Origin of the sequence: Amycolatopsis sp. WAC 04197 (assembly GCF_003947475.1) — a bacterium.
Lineage (GTDB): Bacteria > Actinomycetota > Actinomycetes > Mycobacteriales > Pseudonocardiaceae > Amycolatopsis > Amycolatopsis japonica.
In genome coordinates this window covers 230,056-246,845 of the sequence record NZ_QHJK01000001.1, presented here as the reverse complement: position 1 = coordinate 246,845, position 16,790 = coordinate 230,056, and the positions used below count along the sequence as shown (strand labels likewise).

17 protein-coding genes are annotated in these 16,790 nt (G+C 68.6%); 8 read left to right on the top strand and 9 right to left on the bottom strand.

Annotated elements, in window-relative coordinates; all coding sequences use genetic code 11:
* Position 1 precedes the first annotated feature (1 nt).
* Positions 2-466, top strand: coding sequence for a DUF6474 family protein (locus DMC64_RS01160; protein ID WP_037333793.1), 465 nt, complete (start codon positions 2-4; stop codon positions 464-466).
* A gap of 75 nt (positions 467-541) precedes the next feature.
* On the opposite strand, the gene DMC64_RS01155 is transcribed toward DMC64_RS01160, so the two are convergent.
* From DMC64_RS01155 to DMC64_RS01140, 4 genes are read right to left on the bottom strand one after another with little or no spacing between them, the layout of a single operon-like run.
* Positions 542-1,501 carry a glycine betaine ABC transporter substrate-binding protein gene (locus DMC64_RS01155; RefSeq protein WP_125731459.1) on the bottom strand — a complete coding sequence of 320 codons (960 nt, stop codon included), beginning with the start codon at positions 1,499-1,501 and terminating at the stop codon, positions 542-544.
* Between the two features lie 2 nt (positions 1,502-1,503).
* Positions 1,504-2,280: an ABC transporter permease gene (locus tag DMC64_RS01150; RefSeq protein WP_037333798.1), complete on the bottom strand. Its 777-nt coding sequence runs from the start codon at positions 2,278-2,280 to the stop codon at positions 1,504-1,506.
* Positions 2,277-3,452 (bottom strand): ABC transporter ATP-binding protein, encoded by a 1,176-nt coding sequence (locus DMC64_RS01145; protein ID WP_125731457.1) that lies wholly within the window; start codon positions 3,450-3,452, stop codon positions 2,277-2,279. Before DMC64_RS01145 ends, DMC64_RS01150 begins: the two co-directional genes overlap by 4 nt.
* Positions 3,445-4,092: an ABC transporter permease gene (locus DMC64_RS01140; RefSeq protein ID WP_007030477.1), complete on the bottom strand. Its 648-nt coding sequence runs from the start codon at positions 4,090-4,092 to the stop codon at positions 3,445-3,447. Before DMC64_RS01140 ends, DMC64_RS01145 begins: the two co-directional genes overlap by 8 nt.
* Positions 4,093-4,382: 290 nt before the next feature.
* On the opposite strand from DMC64_RS01140, the gene DMC64_RS01135 reads away from it, so the two are divergent.
* From DMC64_RS01135 to DMC64_RS01120, 4 genes are all read left to right on the top strand, one after another.
* Positions 4,383-4,874, top strand: coding sequence for a hypothetical protein (locus DMC64_RS01135; protein WP_125732784.1), 492 nt, complete (start codon positions 4,383-4,385; stop codon positions 4,872-4,874).
* A 70-nt stretch (positions 4,875-4,944) separates the two neighbouring features.
* Complete coding sequence (locus DMC64_RS01130; RefSeq protein ID WP_038507180.1) at positions 4,945-5,715, top strand: YcnI family protein; 771 nt, start codon at positions 4,945-4,947, stop codon at positions 5,713-5,715.
* On the top strand, positions 5,716-6,279 hold the full coding sequence (locus DMC64_RS01125) for a copper resistance CopC family protein (RefSeq protein ID WP_037333809.1): 564 nt from the start codon (positions 5,716-5,718) through the stop codon (positions 6,277-6,279). It abuts the gene before it with no gap.
* Positions 6,276-7,307: a copper resistance D family protein gene (locus DMC64_RS01120; protein WP_038507174.1), complete on the top strand. Its 1,032-nt coding sequence runs from the start codon at positions 6,276-6,278 to the stop codon at positions 7,305-7,307. The genes DMC64_RS01125 and DMC64_RS01120 overlap by 4 nt, the downstream gene beginning before the upstream one ends.
* Here the strand turns inward: DMC64_RS01120 and DMC64_RS01115 are convergent.
* On the bottom strand, positions 7,304-7,870 hold the full coding sequence (locus tag DMC64_RS01115; RefSeq protein ID WP_125731455.1) for a dihydrofolate reductase family protein: 567 nt from the start codon (positions 7,868-7,870) through the stop codon (positions 7,304-7,306). The genes DMC64_RS01120 and DMC64_RS01115 overlap by 4 nt on opposite strands.
* 297 nt (positions 7,871-8,167) lie before the next feature.
* Between DMC64_RS01115 and DMC64_RS01110 the strand changes: the two genes are divergently transcribed.
* Positions 8,168-10,159: a tetratricopeptide repeat protein gene (locus DMC64_RS01110; protein ID WP_233629526.1), complete on the top strand. Its 1,992-nt coding sequence runs from the start codon at positions 8,168-8,170 to the stop codon at positions 10,157-10,159.
* Positions 10,160-10,371: 212 nt separating this feature from the next.
* On the opposite strand, the gene DMC64_RS01105 is transcribed toward DMC64_RS01110, so the two are convergent.
* Positions 10,372-11,307 (bottom strand): phosphotransferase family protein, encoded by a 936-nt coding sequence (locus DMC64_RS01105; protein WP_370323652.1) that lies wholly within the window; start codon positions 11,305-11,307, stop codon positions 10,372-10,374.
* Positions 11,267-12,574, bottom strand: coding sequence for a helix-turn-helix transcriptional regulator (locus DMC64_RS01100; protein ID WP_161791087.1), 1,308 nt, complete (start codon positions 12,572-12,574; stop codon positions 11,267-11,269). Before DMC64_RS01100 ends, DMC64_RS01105 begins: the two co-directional genes overlap by 41 nt.
* Positions 12,575-12,997: 423 nt before the next feature.
* Between DMC64_RS01100 and DMC64_RS01095 the strand changes: the two genes are divergently transcribed.
* Together DMC64_RS01095 and DMC64_RS01090 are read left to right on the top strand one after the other, a co-directional pair.
* On the top strand, positions 12,998-13,372 hold the full coding sequence (locus DMC64_RS01095; RefSeq protein WP_016330535.1) for a hypothetical protein: 375 nt from the start codon (positions 12,998-13,000) through the stop codon (positions 13,370-13,372).
* Between the two features lie 13 nt (positions 13,373-13,385).
* Positions 13,386-13,808: a hypothetical protein gene (locus DMC64_RS01090; RefSeq protein WP_125731450.1), complete on the top strand. Its 423-nt coding sequence runs from the start codon at positions 13,386-13,388 to the stop codon at positions 13,806-13,808.
* Between the two features lie 313 nt (positions 13,809-14,121).
* On the opposite strand, the gene DMC64_RS01085 is transcribed toward DMC64_RS01090, so the two are convergent.
* Both DMC64_RS01085 and DMC64_RS01080 read right to left on the bottom strand, forming a co-directional pair.
* The gene (locus tag DMC64_RS01085; RefSeq protein WP_125731448.1) at positions 14,122-15,378 is read right to left on the bottom strand and encodes an MFS transporter; all 1,257 of its coding nucleotides are present in this window, start codon (positions 15,376-15,378) and stop codon (positions 14,122-14,124) included.
* A complete protein-coding gene (locus DMC64_RS01080) occupies positions 15,371-16,693 on the bottom strand; it encodes a GH1 family beta-glucosidase (protein WP_125731446.1) in 1,323 nt (440 codons plus the stop codon). Before DMC64_RS01080 ends, DMC64_RS01085 begins: the two co-directional genes overlap by 8 nt.
* Positions 16,694-16,790 lie beyond the last annotated feature (97 nt).

Genomic DNA, 16,790 nt, shown 5'->3' with positions numbered 1-16,790 from the left:
CATGGCGCGCAAGGCCAAAGCCGTCGAGGGCGAAGGCAGGTTTACCCCGAAGAAGGCGAAGAACGCCGTCGCGGTGGCCAAAGTGGTCGGACCGGCCGTACTGCCGGTGATCGCGCCGTACGCCGTTCGAGCGGCGGGCGCCGCACGAGAGCTATACGACCGTTATCAAGCGAAGAAGCTCGGCGTCGCCGTCGACCAGCTCGGCGAGTTCAGCGGACGCGGCGCCGCGCTGCACGCGCGGATCGCGGGGCTGACGCAGGGGCTCGCGGAGCTGAAGAGGTCCGCGAAGGCGACAGACGCCGACGCGGCCTTCGCGAAGGACACCCAGGGGACGCTGGAGCAGCTTTCGGCGACCGTTCGCGCTTCGGAGCGGATGCCCGCCGCGCGGCGGAAGGCGGCGCACCGGGCCGTGGCCGGGGAGCTGGACCAGCTGGAGGGGAAGCTGCTGCACCGGCTGGGGATCTGAGCCTCACCGGATGTCATGAAAGGGCCGTTCAGGACATATTTCGTCCTGAACGGCCCTTTCATGACATATCCGGGGCTAGGAGATGAAACCCTTCTTCTTCATCCATTCGTAGGCGACCTCGCCCTGGTCACGACCGTCGACGTCGACCTGCTTGCACAGCTCGATCATCTGCTTGTTGTCGAGGGCGGCGGCGACGGTTTCCAGCGGTCCGCGCAGTTCCGGGTGCTGGTTCAGGAATTCCGTCCGCAACGTCGGCACGGCGTTGTACTGCGGGAACGCCTTCTTGTCGTCTTCGAGGACGCGAAGGTTCAGCCCGGCGATCCGGCCGTCGGTCGTGAAGATCTCGCCGATCGGGCAGGTCCCGCTCGCCACGGCCGAGTAGATCGTCCCGATGCCGAAGTTCTTGATCACCGGATTCTGGAACCCGTACGCCCGCACGGCGGCCGGGAAACCGTCCTGGCGGCTGGTGAATTCGGTCTCCAGGCAGAACACGTTCTGGTCCGGTTTCCGCTTCAGGAACTCCGCCAGGTCCGACGTCGTCTTCAGGTTGTTCGCCGCGCCGTAGGCCTCGGTGACCGCGAAGGCGTACTGGTCGTTGAGCGGCGAGTAATTCAGCCAGGTGACGCCGAATTTCGCCTCGTCGGCCGCCTTCGTGGCTTCGTACTGGGCCTGTTCCCCGCCGGGGACGGGGAGTTCGTTGCCCTGGTAGTTGATCCAGCCGGTGCCGGTGTACTCCCAGGTGACGTCGGTCTGGCCGGCGAGCAGCGCCTGCCGCGACGAGTTCGAGCCCTTGATGTCGGTCAGGTCGACGACGTCCGCGCCCGCGGCGGAAAGCGCCATCTCGGCCATGTAGCCCAGGATGATGTTCTCGGTGAAGTCCTTCGAGCCCACCGTCACCTTGACGCCCTTGAGCGACTCGACGGGCTGGATGGAACCGGGTTCGATCTTGTACGGCAGCGCGGTGTTGACCTCGAGCCCGCACGCGGAAAGCGTGCCGCACAACAGGACCGCGCCCAGGATCGCTTTGAGTTGCATTGTCAGCGCAGTCCCTTCGGTCCGAAGAACTGTTCCGCCACCGCACCGAGCCAGTCCACCAGCAGCGCCAGCGCGACGGCGAGCACCGAGCCGGTGATCAGCACCTTCGTCAGGTTGAGCTTGTAGCCGGTGTCGATCAGCAGGCCGAACCCGCCGGCGTTGACGAACATGCCGAAGGTCGCCGTGCCGACGGCCAGCACCAGCGAGGTCCGCAGGCCGGCCAGGATCAGCGGGATGGCCAACGGGAATTCGACCCGCCACAGCACCCCGGAGGCCGACATGCCGATCCCGCGGCCGGCGTCGATCAGCGACGGATCGACCTGCTGCAGGCCGACCATCGTGTTCCGCAGCACCGGAAGCAGCGAGTAGAACGCCAGCGGCAGCGCGGCGACCCACAGCCCGCCGGTGGCGCCGGTGACGATGAACCACAGCACCAGCACACCCAGCGCGGGCGCGGCCTGGCCGATGTTCGCGACCGCCAGGAAGACCGGCGCCGCCCATTTCGCCCACGGCCGCGTCACGAGCACGCCGAGCGGTACCGCGACGGCGACCACGATCGCGGTGACCACGACGGTCATCGCCAGGTGGTCGCGCAACGCGGCGAACAGCCCGGCGGCGTTGAGGGTCTCCTTCTCCGTCGCGGTGAGGTCACTGCTGAACACCCAGATCAGCACCCCGGCGACGATCAGCAGCACCGCCGCGGGCTGGGCGAACAGCCGGACCCGCTCGGCGCTTCTCGACGAGGACTCGGTGGAGAACCCGGTATCGACGGCCGTCATGCGGTCACACCTTCCGCCGGGTTGTCGTCGGAGTGCTCCTCGCGCAACTGCTGGATCGTCGCGATGACGGTGTCGAGCTCGATCGTCCCGGCGTATTCGCCGCGGGCGCCGGTCACCGGGACGCTGCCGCCCTCGGCGAGCATGGCTTCGAGCGCGTCTTGCAGCGTCGACTGGAGGCTGACCGAGTCACGCAGCGGTTTGCCCGCGGTGGACAGCGACGTCGCCTTGGTCAGCTCGCGGACGTGCACCCACCGCATCGGACGACGCCGCTGGTCGAGCACCAGCACGAAATGCTTGCGCTGCTGCGTCAGCTTCTCGCGCACCTCGGACGGCGACTCGCTCACCGTCGCCGTGAGCGCGTCCTGCTTCAGTTCGACGTCGCGGACCCGCAGCAGCGTCAGCTGCTTCAGCGAGGCGCCGGCGCCGACGAAACCGGCGACCGTGTCGTCGGCCGGGTTCGCGAGGATCGCGTCCGGGGTGTCGTACTGCAGGATCCGCGACTGGTTGCCCAGCACCGCGATCTTGTCGCCGAGCTTCACGGCCTCGTCGAAGTCGTGGGTGACGAAGACGATCGTCTTCTTCAGCTCGGTCTGCAGCCGCAGCAGTTCGTCCTGCAGGTTGCCGCGGGTGATCGGGTCGACCGCGCCGAACGGCTCGTCCATCAGCAGCACCGGCGGATCCGCCGCGAGCGCCCGCGCGACGCCGACCCGCTGCTGCTGCCCACCGGACAGCTGACGCGGGAACCGGTCGCGGAAATCGGCCGGGTCCAGCCCGACCAGGTCCATCATCTCCTCGACCCGGTCGTCGACCTTCTTCTTGTCCCAGCCGAGCAGCCCGGGCACCACGGCGATGTTCTGCGCCACGGTGAAATGCGGGAAGAGCCCGGCCTGCTGGATCGCGTAGCCGATGCGGCGGCGCAGGGTGTCGACGTCGAGCTTCAGCGCGTCGTCGCCGCCGATGGTGATCCGGCCCGACGTCGGCTCGATCAGCCGGTTGATCATGCGCATGGTCGTGGTCTTGCCGCAGCCGGACGGGCCGACGAAGACCACGATCTTGCCCGCGGGCACCACCATCGAGAAGTCGTCGACCGCGGGCTCACGGGTGCCGGGGTAGCGCTTCGTGACGTTCTCCAGCTCGATCTCGACGCCGGATACGGTTTCGGACTCAGCCACGGACACCCCTAGAGACGGTCAAACGGTTGATCAGGACGTAAACGGCGTCGAGGACCAGTGCGAGGACGACCACGCCGAGCGTCCCGGTCAGTGCCTGGTTGAGGGAGTTCGTGCTCCCCGCGTTGGTGAGGCCGGAGAAGACCTCCGAGCCGAGGCCGGGGCCCTTCGCGTAGGCCGCGATGACCGCGATACCCATGAGCATCTGCGTCGCGACCCGCATGCCGGCGAGGATCGCGGGCCAGGCGAGCCGCAGCTCCACCCTGGTCAGCACGCCGAACCGGCTCATGCCGATTCCGCGTGCCGCGTCGCTGACCGCCGGATCGACGCCGCTCAGCCCGACGATCGTGTTCCGCACGATCGGCAGCAGCGCGTAGAGCACGAGCGCGATGACCGTGGTGTTCGCGCCGAGGCCGAACACCGGGATGAGGAGCCCCAGGAGGGCGAAGGAGGGGACGGTGAGGATCGTGCTCGCCAGCGCCGTGGCCACGGCCGAACCGATCGGGCTGCGGTAGACGGCGACGCCGATCACCACGCCGAGGACGGCGGCCAGGATCGTGCACTGCACGACCGCGCTGACATGGAGGAGCCCTTGGAGGGCGAGTCTGTCCCACCGATCCGAGATGTACTCGAAGAGATTCATCGCGTGCTGGTTCTCCCGCCGCCTCGGGTGAGCCTCCTCACCCATTCGGAGTAGCTGTATCGGGAGCCTGACTACCCAAAACCCGCGCGGTCAAACCCCTGTTTACCGCCTTTTATCCCGCCAACCTGCCCGATCCGGCCTGATCGGGCAAACGCAGGCGGTGTCTTTCCCACTGCTCAGCAGCCGGGAGGAGATCGACCACCCGGACGTACGTCGAATACTCTTCACCCGTGAGTAAAGGCGGCCATCACCGAAGCGCGTTACGCGTGGTGCGTGGTGCCTTGCTCGGAGTGAGTTCCGCGGCGCTGGCCGTGACCGCTCACATGATCGGGGACGGCGACCTCCCCGATACGGCGATGACGGTGTTGCTCACCGTGCTGATCGGCTGGAACGCGGCCTTCCTCGCTTCGAAAGCCCGCGGACCGCTGGCCACCATCGTCGATCTCGGCGCCGGTCAGGTCGTGATGCACCTCGTGCTCAGTTCGCTGAGCACGCACGAGGTGGTGCACGACGAACCGGCCCCGGTTTCGGGCGGGCTCGCGATGACCGTCGCGCACGTCGTCGCCACGCTGATCACCGCGGTGCTGCTGGCCAAGGCCGACGGACTGCTGCTCGGCATCCTCTCCTGCCTGCGCGCGCTGGTCCCCTTCATCCTCAACGCGCTCCCGGTCCCCGCCGCGATGGCGTCGCCGGTGCTCGCCCGTCCGGCGGGCCCCGGTCACCTCGTCCGGGTGGACCTCCGCCGCGTCCACGGCAGGCGCGGCCCGCCGCTGTTCTCCTGAACCCACGACATCCCCCGTCAATCCGGCGAGGCCTTCGAGCCCGCCGTCCCAGTCACGTTCAGGAGTTTTCGTGTCCAAGCACGTCTTCAAGCGCGCCGGTTTCCTGGCCGCCACCGTCGGTATCGCCGGCCTGCTGTCCGCCGGGGTCGCCTCGGCCCACGTCACCGCCAACGTCTACGGCCCCCAGCCGTCGAAGGGCGGCTACGGCGCGATCTTCTTCCGCGTTCCCAACGAGGAGAAGGACGCCGGCACGGTCAAGGTCGAGATCACCGTCAAACCCGAGTACGCGCTCAGCTCGGTGCGGGCCAAGCCGGTTCCCGGCTGGAAGGCCGAGGTCGTCAAGTCCAAGCTGCCCGCCCCGGTGACCACCGCGTCCGGCACGCAGATCACCGAAGCCGTCTCCAAGGTCTCCTGGACCGCCGAACCCGGCACCAAGATCGCCGCCGGATCGACCGAGTTCCAGGAGTTCCAGATCAGCGCGGGCCAGTTCCCGACCAACGTCGACGCGATCGAGTTCCCGGCCACCCAGACCTACGAGAACGGCAAGGTCGTCGAGTGGAACCAGCCGACCCCGGCCTCCGGCGAGGAGCCGGAGCACCCGGCGCCGACGGTGAAGCTCGCCGAGAAGACCGCTGACGGACACGGTGGCGGTCACGGCACCGACGCGAAGGCGTCCGAGGAGTCGCACGCGGCTTCTTCGTCGTCCGACAACACCGCCCGCTGGCTCGGCGGCGCCGGCCTGGTCGTGGGCGCGCTCGGCCTCGGCGTCGGCGCCGGTGCCACCCTGCGCGCCCGCCGCGCCACCGCCGTCTCCGGCAAGAGCGACACCGAAGGAAAGTGAATGCGTAAAGCGATCGTCGCGCTGGCGATCACCGGGGTGGCGTGGCTCGCCACCGCCACCCCGGCGCTGGCGCACAACGTCCTGATCTCCTCCGACCCGGCGAAGGGCGCGTCGCTCGCCGCCGGGCCCGCGAAGATCACCCTCACGTTCGACCAGTACGTCCAGAACGCGAACGTCAACCAGATCGCGGTCGTCGGACCGGGCGGCGGCCAGTGGGCCGAAGGCCAGGTCGAGGTCCGCGACAGCGTCGTGACCGTGCCGCTGCGGCCGCTCGGCCCGGCGGGCGAGTACAAGATCGGCTACCGGATCCTGTCCGCGGACGGGCACTCCGTGACCGGTGAGGTGCCGTTCACCCTCACCGCCGCGGGCACCGGGACCCCGGCGAGCGCCGACGCCGCGCGGAGCAACGCGGGCCAGGCCGAGACCGCCCCGGCGACCGGCGGCGAAGGCTCGTCCGGCGTGCCGATCTGGGTGTGGATCGCGGGCGCCGTCGTGCTGCTCGCCGTCGGACTGACCGTCGCACTGCGCACCGGCGCCGGTGACAAGGAGAAGAGCGGCTCATGACCCAGGCCGAGACCACCTCGCGAGCCCGCGTCGCCGTCCTGTTCTGTGTGGTGACGGCGGGGATCGTCGGTGCCCTGATCGGTGTCGCGCTGACGGCGACCGCCCCGGTGCCCGGGGTCGCGCAGGTCAGCGAGGTGGTCTCGGTCTCGATCCCGATCGTGCGGGTCCTGCTGGACATCTCGGCGGTCGCGACGATCGGGCTGGCGCTGCTTTCGGTACTGGTCGGCTACGACCGGCCGAAGCTCTCCGAGCCGATCATGCGGATCGCGCGGCCCGCGAGCGTCGCGGCCGCGCTGGTCTGGGCGACCACCGCGCTCGTCGCGCTGATCCTGCAGACCGCCGAATACCGGCCGGGTTCCAGCACGCTGTCGATGTCGGACGTCGGGAGCTACATCGCCGACGTCGGCGCCGGGAAGGCGCTGCTGATCGTCGCGGTCCTGGCCCTGCTGCACGCCGGACTGGGGATCCTCGCGCTGAAACACGGCGAGAAGGTGCCCGCCGAGGTCCGCGTCGGGCTGGGACTGTTCGCGCTGCTGCCGCTGCCGGTCACCGGGCACGCGTCGAACTGGAACTACCACGACTACACGATGATCTCGATGGAACTGCACGTGATGAGCGCCGTCGCCTGGACCGGCGGGCTCGGCGCGATGGCGGTGCTGCTGGTCGGGAACCGGACGCTGCTGGCGCACGCGCTGCCGCGGTTCTCCAAACTGGCCACGCTTTGCCTGATCCTCGGCGCGGCGACCGGGCTGTTCAACGGGCTGATCGAGATCTCGCTCAACCCGTCGCTCGGGTTTTGGGAAGGCGTCTTCACCACGCCGTACGGGCAGCTGGTGCTGTTGAAGCTGTTGTGCACCGGGGTGATCGCGAGCCTCGGCGCGTACACGCGCTGGAAGCTGATGCCGCAGATCGTGCGGCACAACCGCACCGCGCTGGCCGCGTGGGCGACGCTGGAACTGACGGTGATGGGGCTCGCGTTCGGCTTCGCCGTGGTCCTCACGCGAGCCCCGGTCGTTCCGACGACCTAGGCCTTCACCGCGTACCGCAGGATCACCACGCCGTTCTCGAACGCGGTGGCCTCGATCGGCTTCAGGTCCCGCCGGTCCTCGAACAGGCGCGTCCCCTTGCCGCGCGACACCGGGCTGACCATCAGCCGGAACTCGTCGACGAGACCGGCGTCCAGCAGCGACCGCATGAGCGTCAGGCTCCCCCACAGCCACAGGTCCTTGCCGCTCTGTGCCTTGAGTTCGCGGACGGTGGCGGCCGCGTCGCGCGTCACGGTCGCGGCGGGGAAGCCTCCCCAAGGGGCGTCCTCCAGTTCGGACGAGGCGACGAACTTGGTGAGACCGTTGACCTTCTCGCCGTATTCACCCTGCTCTTCGGCGTAAGGCCAGTAGTCCTTGGCCATGGCGTAGGTGTTCGCGCCCAGGATCATCGTGTCGACCGCATCGACGAGCCCCATCACGCTCGCCTTGAACGCCGGCTCGGTCTTCTCGGAGAAGGGCTCTCCCGAGACGAAGCTCAGGCCGCCGTCCTCCTCCGCGACGATGCCGTCGACCGTGACCCACTGCTGAACGATGAGCTTGCGCATGACTTGTCCTCCCGGCAGGCGCGGCCACTCCGGCCGCGATCGCCCCGGGGACGCGGCCGCCGGTCTGTTCTCGACATCGTCCGCGCGACTTTTCGGAAGCTGTTACACACCTTGCTCCATCCGGCCGCATTTGACCCGTTTCGCTGTCCTCCGCGGGGCTCCACCGGAATGCTCTACGCGTTCGCTGGGGTTAACCCGAAGAGGGGATGGTTGATGGGCGGCCCGTTGCCGGGTGAAAGTGAAGTCAGCACGCCACAGGTACCGCGGCAGCGATCGGCGGTCAGGCTCACCCGGCAGGTGAGTTCGGGCCCGCGTCAGCTTCCGCCCGCACCCGCGCATTTCACCAACCGCACCGCCGAACTCGCGCTGCTGGAGAAGCTGCTGGCCCAGCACGACACCGACGGTCCGGCCGTGCAGCTGATCAGCGGCCAGGGCGGGATCGGCAAGACCGCGCTGGCCACCGCGTGGGGCCGACAACTCGGAGACCGCTTCCCCGACGGGCACCTCTGGGCGGACCTCGGCGGGTTCAGCACCAACGGTCCGCTTTCGGTGAGCGAAGCGCTCGGCCGGTTCCTTCGCGCATTGGGCGTTCCGCCGGAGGGGCTGCCCTCGGACGTCGAGGAACTCACCGCGCTGTACCGCACGACGACCGCCGAACGGCCGTTGCTCGTGCTGCTCGACAACGCGGGATCGACCGAACAGGTGCTTCCGCTGCTGCCCGCCGGCGGGGGAAGCCTCGTGATCGTGACTTCGCGACGCCGTCTGGGCAGGCTCCAGACCGAACATCGCGCGCGGTTGGTCGAGCTGGCGCCGTTCGGTTCCGCGCACAGCGCCGAACTGCTGGGCCGGGCGGTCGGCGCGGAGCGAGTCGGCGCCGAAGCCGCGCGGGCGCGGGACATCGCCGAGCTGTGCGGCGGGCTGCCGATCGCCCTCACCACAGTCAGCGCGAAGCTGGCCGGACGGCCGAAGATGTCGCTGGAGAAGATCGCCACCGAACTGGGGAAGGAATATCGTCGACTGGCCACGCTGTCGACGAAAGAGGCGCAATCGGTGGAAGCCAGCTTCAACCTCTCCTACGACGAGCTCCCCTCGGACGCGGCCGCGCTGTACGCGGCGCTCGGGCTCCACCCCGGCCCCGATTTCGGCGTCGGTGTGGCCGCCGCGTCGATCGCCGTCCGCGAGGAGGTCGCCGAAGACCTGCTGGACCAGCTCGTCGACGTCGGACTGCTGATCGACCGCGGCGACGACCGGTACACCTTCCACGACCTCGCGCGCCTGCACGCCAAGGAGAAGACGGCGGGCAACGAGTACGACCGCGACATCGCGGTGCGCCGCATGCTCGAGTGGTACCTCTTCACCGCGTCGAAGACCACCGCCATGACGGTCCCCGACCAGGACCCGATCCCGTACCGCTACGAGTACCGGCCACCGTCGCCGATGTCGTTCGCGTCCTCCGACGAGGAACTCGCCTGGCTCGAACTGGAACGCGAGAACCTCATCGCCGCCGTCAAGACCGCCGAAACCTGGCAGCTGCCCGAACTGGGCTGGCAGCTCGCCGCCGCGATGTGGCCGCTCTTCCTGCTGCGCAAGCACTATCCGGATTTCCTCGAGGTGAGCCAGGCCGGTGTGCGCTGCGCGCGGGCGTGGGGCAACGCGTCGGCGGAGGCGTTGATGCACAACCGCGCGGGCGCCGCCTGCCGCGGCACCGGCCGGTACGACGAAGCCGTCTCGCATTACGAGGCCGGACGCGAAGCGGCACGGAAGGCCGGCAACGAGGTCGTCGAGATCCGGTCGGTGGAAGGCCTCGGCCTGGTCGCGCTGGCACAGGGCAGGCTCGACGACGCGGTGCGGTGGTTCACCGAAGACCATCGCCTGAGCGAGAGCCAGAACCGCACGCACGACATCGGCCTCGCGCTGATCAACCTCGGTTCGACCCAGCTCAAGGCCGGACGGCCGGAACCGGCGATCGAGCACCTCACCCGCGCTCGCGAAGTGCTGGCCGCCGACCCCTACAACGTGGCCCGCGCCCGGACCGATCTCGGCCGCGCCCTCACCGCGACCGGGGATCTCACGGCCGCCCGCACCGAACTCGAAGCGTCGCTGGCCACGATGGAGGCCAGCGGGTCGAGGTTCGAGGTGGCCAGGGCACTGGCCGCGTTCGGCGAGGTCGCCGAGGCAGAAGGGAACACCGACGAAGCGAGGCGGCACTACGACCGGGCGTTGCCCATCCTGGTCGGCCTGGGCCGCCCGGAGGCTGACGCTCTGCGCACGCGGCTCGAACAGCTGTGACCCCACGGCACCGATCGGTACTCAGCGACCGAGTGAACGCGCCGATGCGAATGACTCAGCGTAGCTGCAACTTGCACATTCGGGGGAGCATTGGGCCGAGAGAAGTGATTAGCCCGGGCGAATTCGTCACCGTTTGATCGACGAATTCGGACAAGCGACGAACGGTCATTCGCCGTCGGCGAATGCACGTGCAGATGCCTTTCCCGGGTGAGTCAGCGATAGCGGTTCCAGCGTGCGCCGGTGCGTCCGTTCCGAAGATCGTTCAATCGTTTTCGCAGCTCATCCCGCACGCTGGGATGACTGCGGAGAATGGGGAGAACACTCGTCGTGAGCTTCAGTTCACGGATCGCGCGCAGTACGGAGAAGCCGGACCACGTCGTCACGTCGAATCCGTACCGCTGCGCGAACACGCGATAGCGGGCCGGTGGATCACCGAACCGTTCATGGCCGACGGCGAGCGGCGTCAGATCCCATTCCGGCGGCCCGACACAGGACGAATCGAAATCGCACAGCACCGGCCCGTCCGGCCCGGGGATCACGTTCCCGGTGTGCGCGTCCCCGTGGACGAGGCCCCTGGGCAGGGGGAAGTCCAGGTCCGCGAGCGCGGCTTCGACCTCGGCGCAGCGTTCGAGCAGGAACCGCCGGTCGCCCTCGTCCAGCTCCTCCGCGTCCGAAACCCGGGCGCGGACCGCGGCGAACGGCGCCCATTCGGCGAGCCCCTCGGGCGGCGGGAGCGCGTGGACCTGGCGCAGCAGCGCGGCGAGGTCGGCCGACTTCGCCTTCCGGCCGGTCTCGGGCACCTTCCACCAGACCGTCACGAGATGTTCGCCGACCGGCAGCGGCTGGTCGAGCCCGGGAACGAGCCGGATGGCGGGCACCGCGTGCCGTTCGAAATGCCGCGCGACCCGCACGACCGTGCCGACGCGATGCCGCAGCAGGGTGGAGCCGACGATCCTGACGACGAACGGCGCGCTCGCCAGCTCGTAGACGGCGTTGTTGGTGAACCTCAGCAGGCGGGCGCCTTCGGGGTCCACGCCCAGCAGATCGCACGTCCGCCCGAGGGCGTCGCGCAGGATGGCGGGCGTGAACCGGCCCGGACCGGTCGGCTCAGGCGGCGTAGAAGGAGTTGAGGCGGTCGGCGAGGTCACGGGCGTCCGCGTTGTTCCGGCGGCGCTCCGCCTCGACCTGCAGTGGCCGCATGCGGTCCTTCACCCGCTCGGACTTGATGCCCTCGGCACAGTCGACGGCCTTCGAGCCCACCTTGGCGCCATGGTCGAGATCGCCTTCGAGCAGGTGGTTCGTGGCCAGGGCGCTGAGCATGAACGTCTTGCTGCGGGCCATGTCGTCCGTGTAGGACTCGACGGCCTTGGTCAGCGCCGGGATCGCGTACTTGGTGTGCTCGGCGTTCTTCGCCGCGAGCACGGTGTGCACGGTGCCGATCATGGCGTAGACGTCGGTCTCGGTGAAGAACTTGACCCAGGATTCGGCCTCGGCGAGGTTGGCGCGGGCGAACTCGTCCTTGCTCCGGCCGAGCAGCTTCACGGCCTGCTCCTCGTTGCCCATCATCGCGTAGGCCCAGGCCTCGTTGGCGCAGAGCACGGCGACCGCCAGTTCGGAGCCCGATTCCTGGGCGGCGATCTGGCCGAGCTGGAACAGTTTCAGCGCGTCGTTCGGGGCGTCCTGGTGCAGGTAGACGCGGCCCATCCGGTAGAGGACGTTCGCGACCAGCGGGTGGTTGTCGCCCTGTTTGGCCAGGTCCAGCGCGTTCGCGAAATGTCCGCGCGCGGAATCCATGAGGCCGGTGTCGAAGGAGGTCCAGCCCGCCAGGCTGTGCAGGTCGGCGAGGGCGACGTACAGGCGGTTCTTGACCGGCTCGGTGCCGGTGGACTCGAGCATCTGCTGTCCCCAGGACAGCTGGGCGACCACGGCGTCGCGGCAGAAACCGCCGCCGTACTGGTAGTCGAGGGAACGGAGGGCTCTGGTCGCGGCTTCCACCTGGCGGACGTCGGTCATGCCGATCCGTCCGGGGGCGGGCGTCTTCGCCGGTCCCGCCGACCACGTACCCGATTCCGGGCCGAACACCGCCGCACCCATCGTGACCTGGGCGGCGTGTGCGAGGAACCTCCGTCGCTTCACGGACTCGTCCTCCTCCGCCTGCTGGCCGTCGGCAGCACCGACGACCTTTATCGCTGTCGCCTCGTCATAGGCGAGACCCATGTATCCCCTGGGGACACCAAGGCCGTCAGCGATGCGGGTGAGCACGTCGTACGCCATCACCTGGCGACCTTTGAGGATCTCGGACACCTCGGACTGCGACTGGCCGGTCATCGCGGCGATCTGACGCTGCGAAACACCGTGCTTGCGCAACAGCCGGTACACGGACGAGATCTCCCGTGTGGCCAGTGCGGCTCGCATCTCCGGCTGCTCCCAGGCATCCGGTGGCACGGGGTGACTCTGGCGACCCGAACCGCTTGCAGCGTCCGAGCCGGCGACAGCGCCGCCACCGATACTGGCGTCCATTGCGCCCCCTCACAGTTCCGTTGGGGTCGAGAAACAGCGTAGGCACACCTATTCAACCGTGCGAAACACCGGATCGCCCGTCGTGATCGGCCCGGCAGAAGTCGTTTGACCGCTTACCGTGAAACCTCGTCCGGTCACCGCTATGACGGCGGTTCGACCTTCTATCGCACTCGGTTTCACATCACTGTAGTTGTCAGATCTCCGTGACCGACCGGCCACCGGCCGCGATCACGGAGAGCTACCAAGTCTCCGAACCCCCTACAGGTGCGGACACGCGGATACGAAGACGACGTGGAACGAGAGAGCGGAGAAGAGCCAGTGGAGTTCGTGGACTCGATCGCAACAGGCTCCATCACCGCGGGACGGCCCGGTATGGCCACGCGCCACCTGCGTGCGGCCGGCCCCGCCGGTCAGCAGACGGTCGCCGTCGCCCCCGGCGCGAACCGTCCGGTCTCCCCTTCCGCCCCGGTCGACCCCCGTACCGCGAGTGTGCGCCGTTACGAAGGCGGACAGCTGGTCTGGCGGGTGCAGTGCGGCGATCTCATCAGCCGTGAACGCGCCGTCACCGTGTTCGTCGAAGACAACCAGGTGGTTCTCGTCTCGCCGCCAGGAGAGACCGCGCGCCTGACGTCCGGCCAGCTCGGACAGCTCAGGGCAGCGCTCAACGAAGCCGCCAAAATGGCGGAAAGGTAACGGTGAGTTCTCCGTGGATCAGGTCCTAGGGCAAGTTCTCCGCAACGCGGTTTGGGAACGCCTCGACATGCTCTCCGATCTCGCGAACCGGGCCGACGCGCAGTCGCTCGTCTCGGTCGCCCGCTCGGAGCTCCCCCGGCTCGCCGAAGGCTGGCGCGCGATGCTCCAGGCGCACGAGCCCGACGAGCGCGGGGACTGCCCCACCTGCTCGACCCGCTGGCACAAGTGCAAGGCCCCCTGCTCGGTATGGCAGGTCGCGCACGAGCACCTGGTCGCCGGCGGCCTCGCCCCCCAGCAGATCGCGGCCACCCAGGACCACCGGCGCGAAAGCCGCCGCGTCCCTGGGCAGAGCCGCGGGGTGAGCCCGGCCGAAACCACCGGCAGGCACGCTCTGGTCAACCCGCGTCGTGCCGCCATCGGCGGCGTGCACGCTTGAGAAAGCCAGGCGAGTGACCGGCGGTCCGAGCAGCCCCCTCGGCAACCACGCCACGATCTCGCCTTCGCCGGCGGCGGTTCGCGCGTACCCCCGAACGCGACGAACCGCTCTCGGTAATCACTCCGGTCCCCACCGCGATTAATCGAAAATTATCGGCAGAACACCTAGCGAAGGCAGTAATCGGTCGCTAGGTTGATGATCACAAATGCAGCGCGATACCTGCCCCGGAGCGCGCTGCCATCCCCCGAACCCCGCGGGCCGGTGCCGTTGCACTCCCCTCCCCCGACCGGCACCGGTCCGCGGTCTCCAACCTTCAGCTGACGCCCTTCACCCGCGTGACCAGTACCGCGGCGATGACGGTGGACAGCGCCGAAGCCGCGAAAAGGCTCGGATATCCGCCCAGGTAGGCCAAAATCGGCGCGGTCAGCATCGGCGCCACCACCTGTGGCAGCGAGTTCGCGATGTTGATGACGCCGAGATCCTTCGCCCGATCCTGCGCGGTGGGCAGCACCTGCGTGAGCATCGCCAGCGCGACGGCCATGTACGCGCCGAAACCAACTCCCAGCAACGGTGACGCCGCGAGCGCGGCCGTCCAGTTCTGCCAGACCACCAGCAGCAGGGCGGCGACGGCCATCACCGCCGAAGCCGCGAGGACGTAGGGTTTCCGGCGTCCCGTCTTGTCGGAGAAGTGCCCGGCGATGAGCGCGCCGACGACGAGCGCCGCGCCGTAGAGGCCCATCATGATCAGCAGCCCGGTGTCCGGATCTTCGTAGTGCACCGCGTCCTTGAGGAAGAACAACAGGTACAGCGTCCCGAAGGCGTTGCCGAGGTTGATCATGAAGTGGCAGCCCCACGCCCAGGCGAAGTCCGGATGCCTGCGCGGGGAGATCCACAGATTCGCGAGTACGTCCCGGGTCCTGGCCGACGGCCGGAACGCGACCGGCAGCCGCGCGTCCGGCGTGCGCAGGACGAACGCCGCCGCGCCCGCCAGCACGATGGCCGCGCACACCGCGTAGCCCAGCGGGAGTCCGGCGAGGTCGAGCATCACCACGACCACCACCGCGCCGAGCACGGTCCCGAGCATCTGGGCGATGCCGACCAGGCCACCGACCTGGGCGCGCTGGGGTACGGGCACCCGGTCGGCGATGGCCGACACCAGCATCGCGAGCATCCCGTTCAGTCCCGCTTGGACCAGACACCAGCCGAGCACCATGACCGCGACGTTCGGCGCGAACGCGAGGACGAGCAGTCCGGCGGCGGCGACCGCGGCGCCGGCCGCCGTCCACGGATGACGACGGCCGCGAGCGGAACAGGTCCGGTCGGACAGCAGGCCGACGGCCGGGTTGGCGATCAGCGCGACGACCGCACCGATGCCGGTGACCAGGCTGAACACGGCTTCCTTGCTGGCGGCGTCCAGCAGTTCGGCCTGTTTGGGCAGGAGCACCTGGATGGGCGCGTAAACGCCCAGCCAGAGCGCGATGTTCGCGAAGAACAGCAGGCTCATCCACCCCGCGCGGACCCTGGCGACCGGCTCGGCGAGCGCCTCGGGCAGATCCCGGACCTCACTCATGGCGGATCAGTTCCCGGTACCAGCCGAAGGAGTCTTTCGGCGTGCGCTTCTGTGTCTCGTAGTCGATGTGCACCAGCCCGAACCGCGGCTGGTAGCCCTTCGACCATTCGAAGTTGTCCATCAACGACCAGACGAAGTACCCGCGGACGTCGACGCCGGCGTCCATCGCTTCGCGCACCGCGACCAGGTGGCTGTCGAGGAAGTCGATGCGTTCCTGGTCGTGGACGTGGCCGTCTTCGGCGACGACGTCGTCGAAGCTGCAGCCGTTTTCGGTGATGTAGACGGGCGGAAGGTGCTCACGGTAGCGCTCGTGGAAGCCGACGAGCAGATCGCGCAGCCCGTGCGGGACGATCGGCGAATCGTTGGTGGTCATGGGATATCCCTCGATCGCGCGAAGCTCGAAGGGCAGCGGATTGCCTTCGCCGGGCGCGGCGACGCCTTGCGGCTCGTAGTAATTCACCCCGTAGAAGTCGAGGGGCTGCGCGATGGTCGGCAGATCGTCGGCGAAACCCGCCGGGAGATGCGCGACTACTTGTTCGGGATATCGGCCGAGCAGCACCGGATCCGCGTAAGTGCGATTGATGAGGGCGTCGATCCATTCGCCCGCGGCCTTGTCCTCCGGCGAATCGGTGGCGGGCCAGATCGGCGAATGATTGTTGGCCGTGCCGACGCTCCGGGCACCGGCCGCGCGCAGCGCTTGGACCGCGAGACCGTGCGCGAGATTCTGGTAGTGCGCGGTGGGCAAGGCGTCGAGCAGGAGTGTCTTGCCGGGCGCGTACTCGCCGATCGCGTAGCCGAAGATCGACATGACCATGGGCTCGTTGAGCGGGATCCACATTTTCACCCGATCGGAGAACCGCTCGCCCACGATGGCGGCGTACTCCCCGAACCGTTCGGCGGTGTCGCGAGCGAGCCAGCCGCCCTTGTCTTCGAGGGCCTGCGGGAGGTCCCAATGGAAGAGCGTCCCGGTCGGCGCGATCCCGGCGGCGCAGACCTCATCGAGCAATTTGTCATAGAACGCAAGGCCTTCGGCGTTGGGTTTGCCGTCGCCGTCGGGCTGGATCCGGGGCCAGGCGAAGGACATGCGGTAGGCGCCGACGCCGAGTTCGGCCATCAGCGCGATGTCCTCGGAGTAGCGGTGGAAGTGATCGGCCGCTACCTTGGCGTGCTCAGCCCGCGCGATCTTTCCCTCCGTTTCGGTGAACGTGTCCCAAATGGACTGTCCCCGGCCGCCTTCACCGGTCGCCCCCTCGATCTGGAAGGCGGAGGTCGATACACCCCACAGGAATTCGGACGGGAAGGTCGGATTCTCCACCGGCGGCACACCTTTCCTCTTCAGACTCGGCCGAACATGAAAAGTTCTCAGATACTATGCCTTCACTCGACCGGGGGGAACCCTGTCGGCACGATAA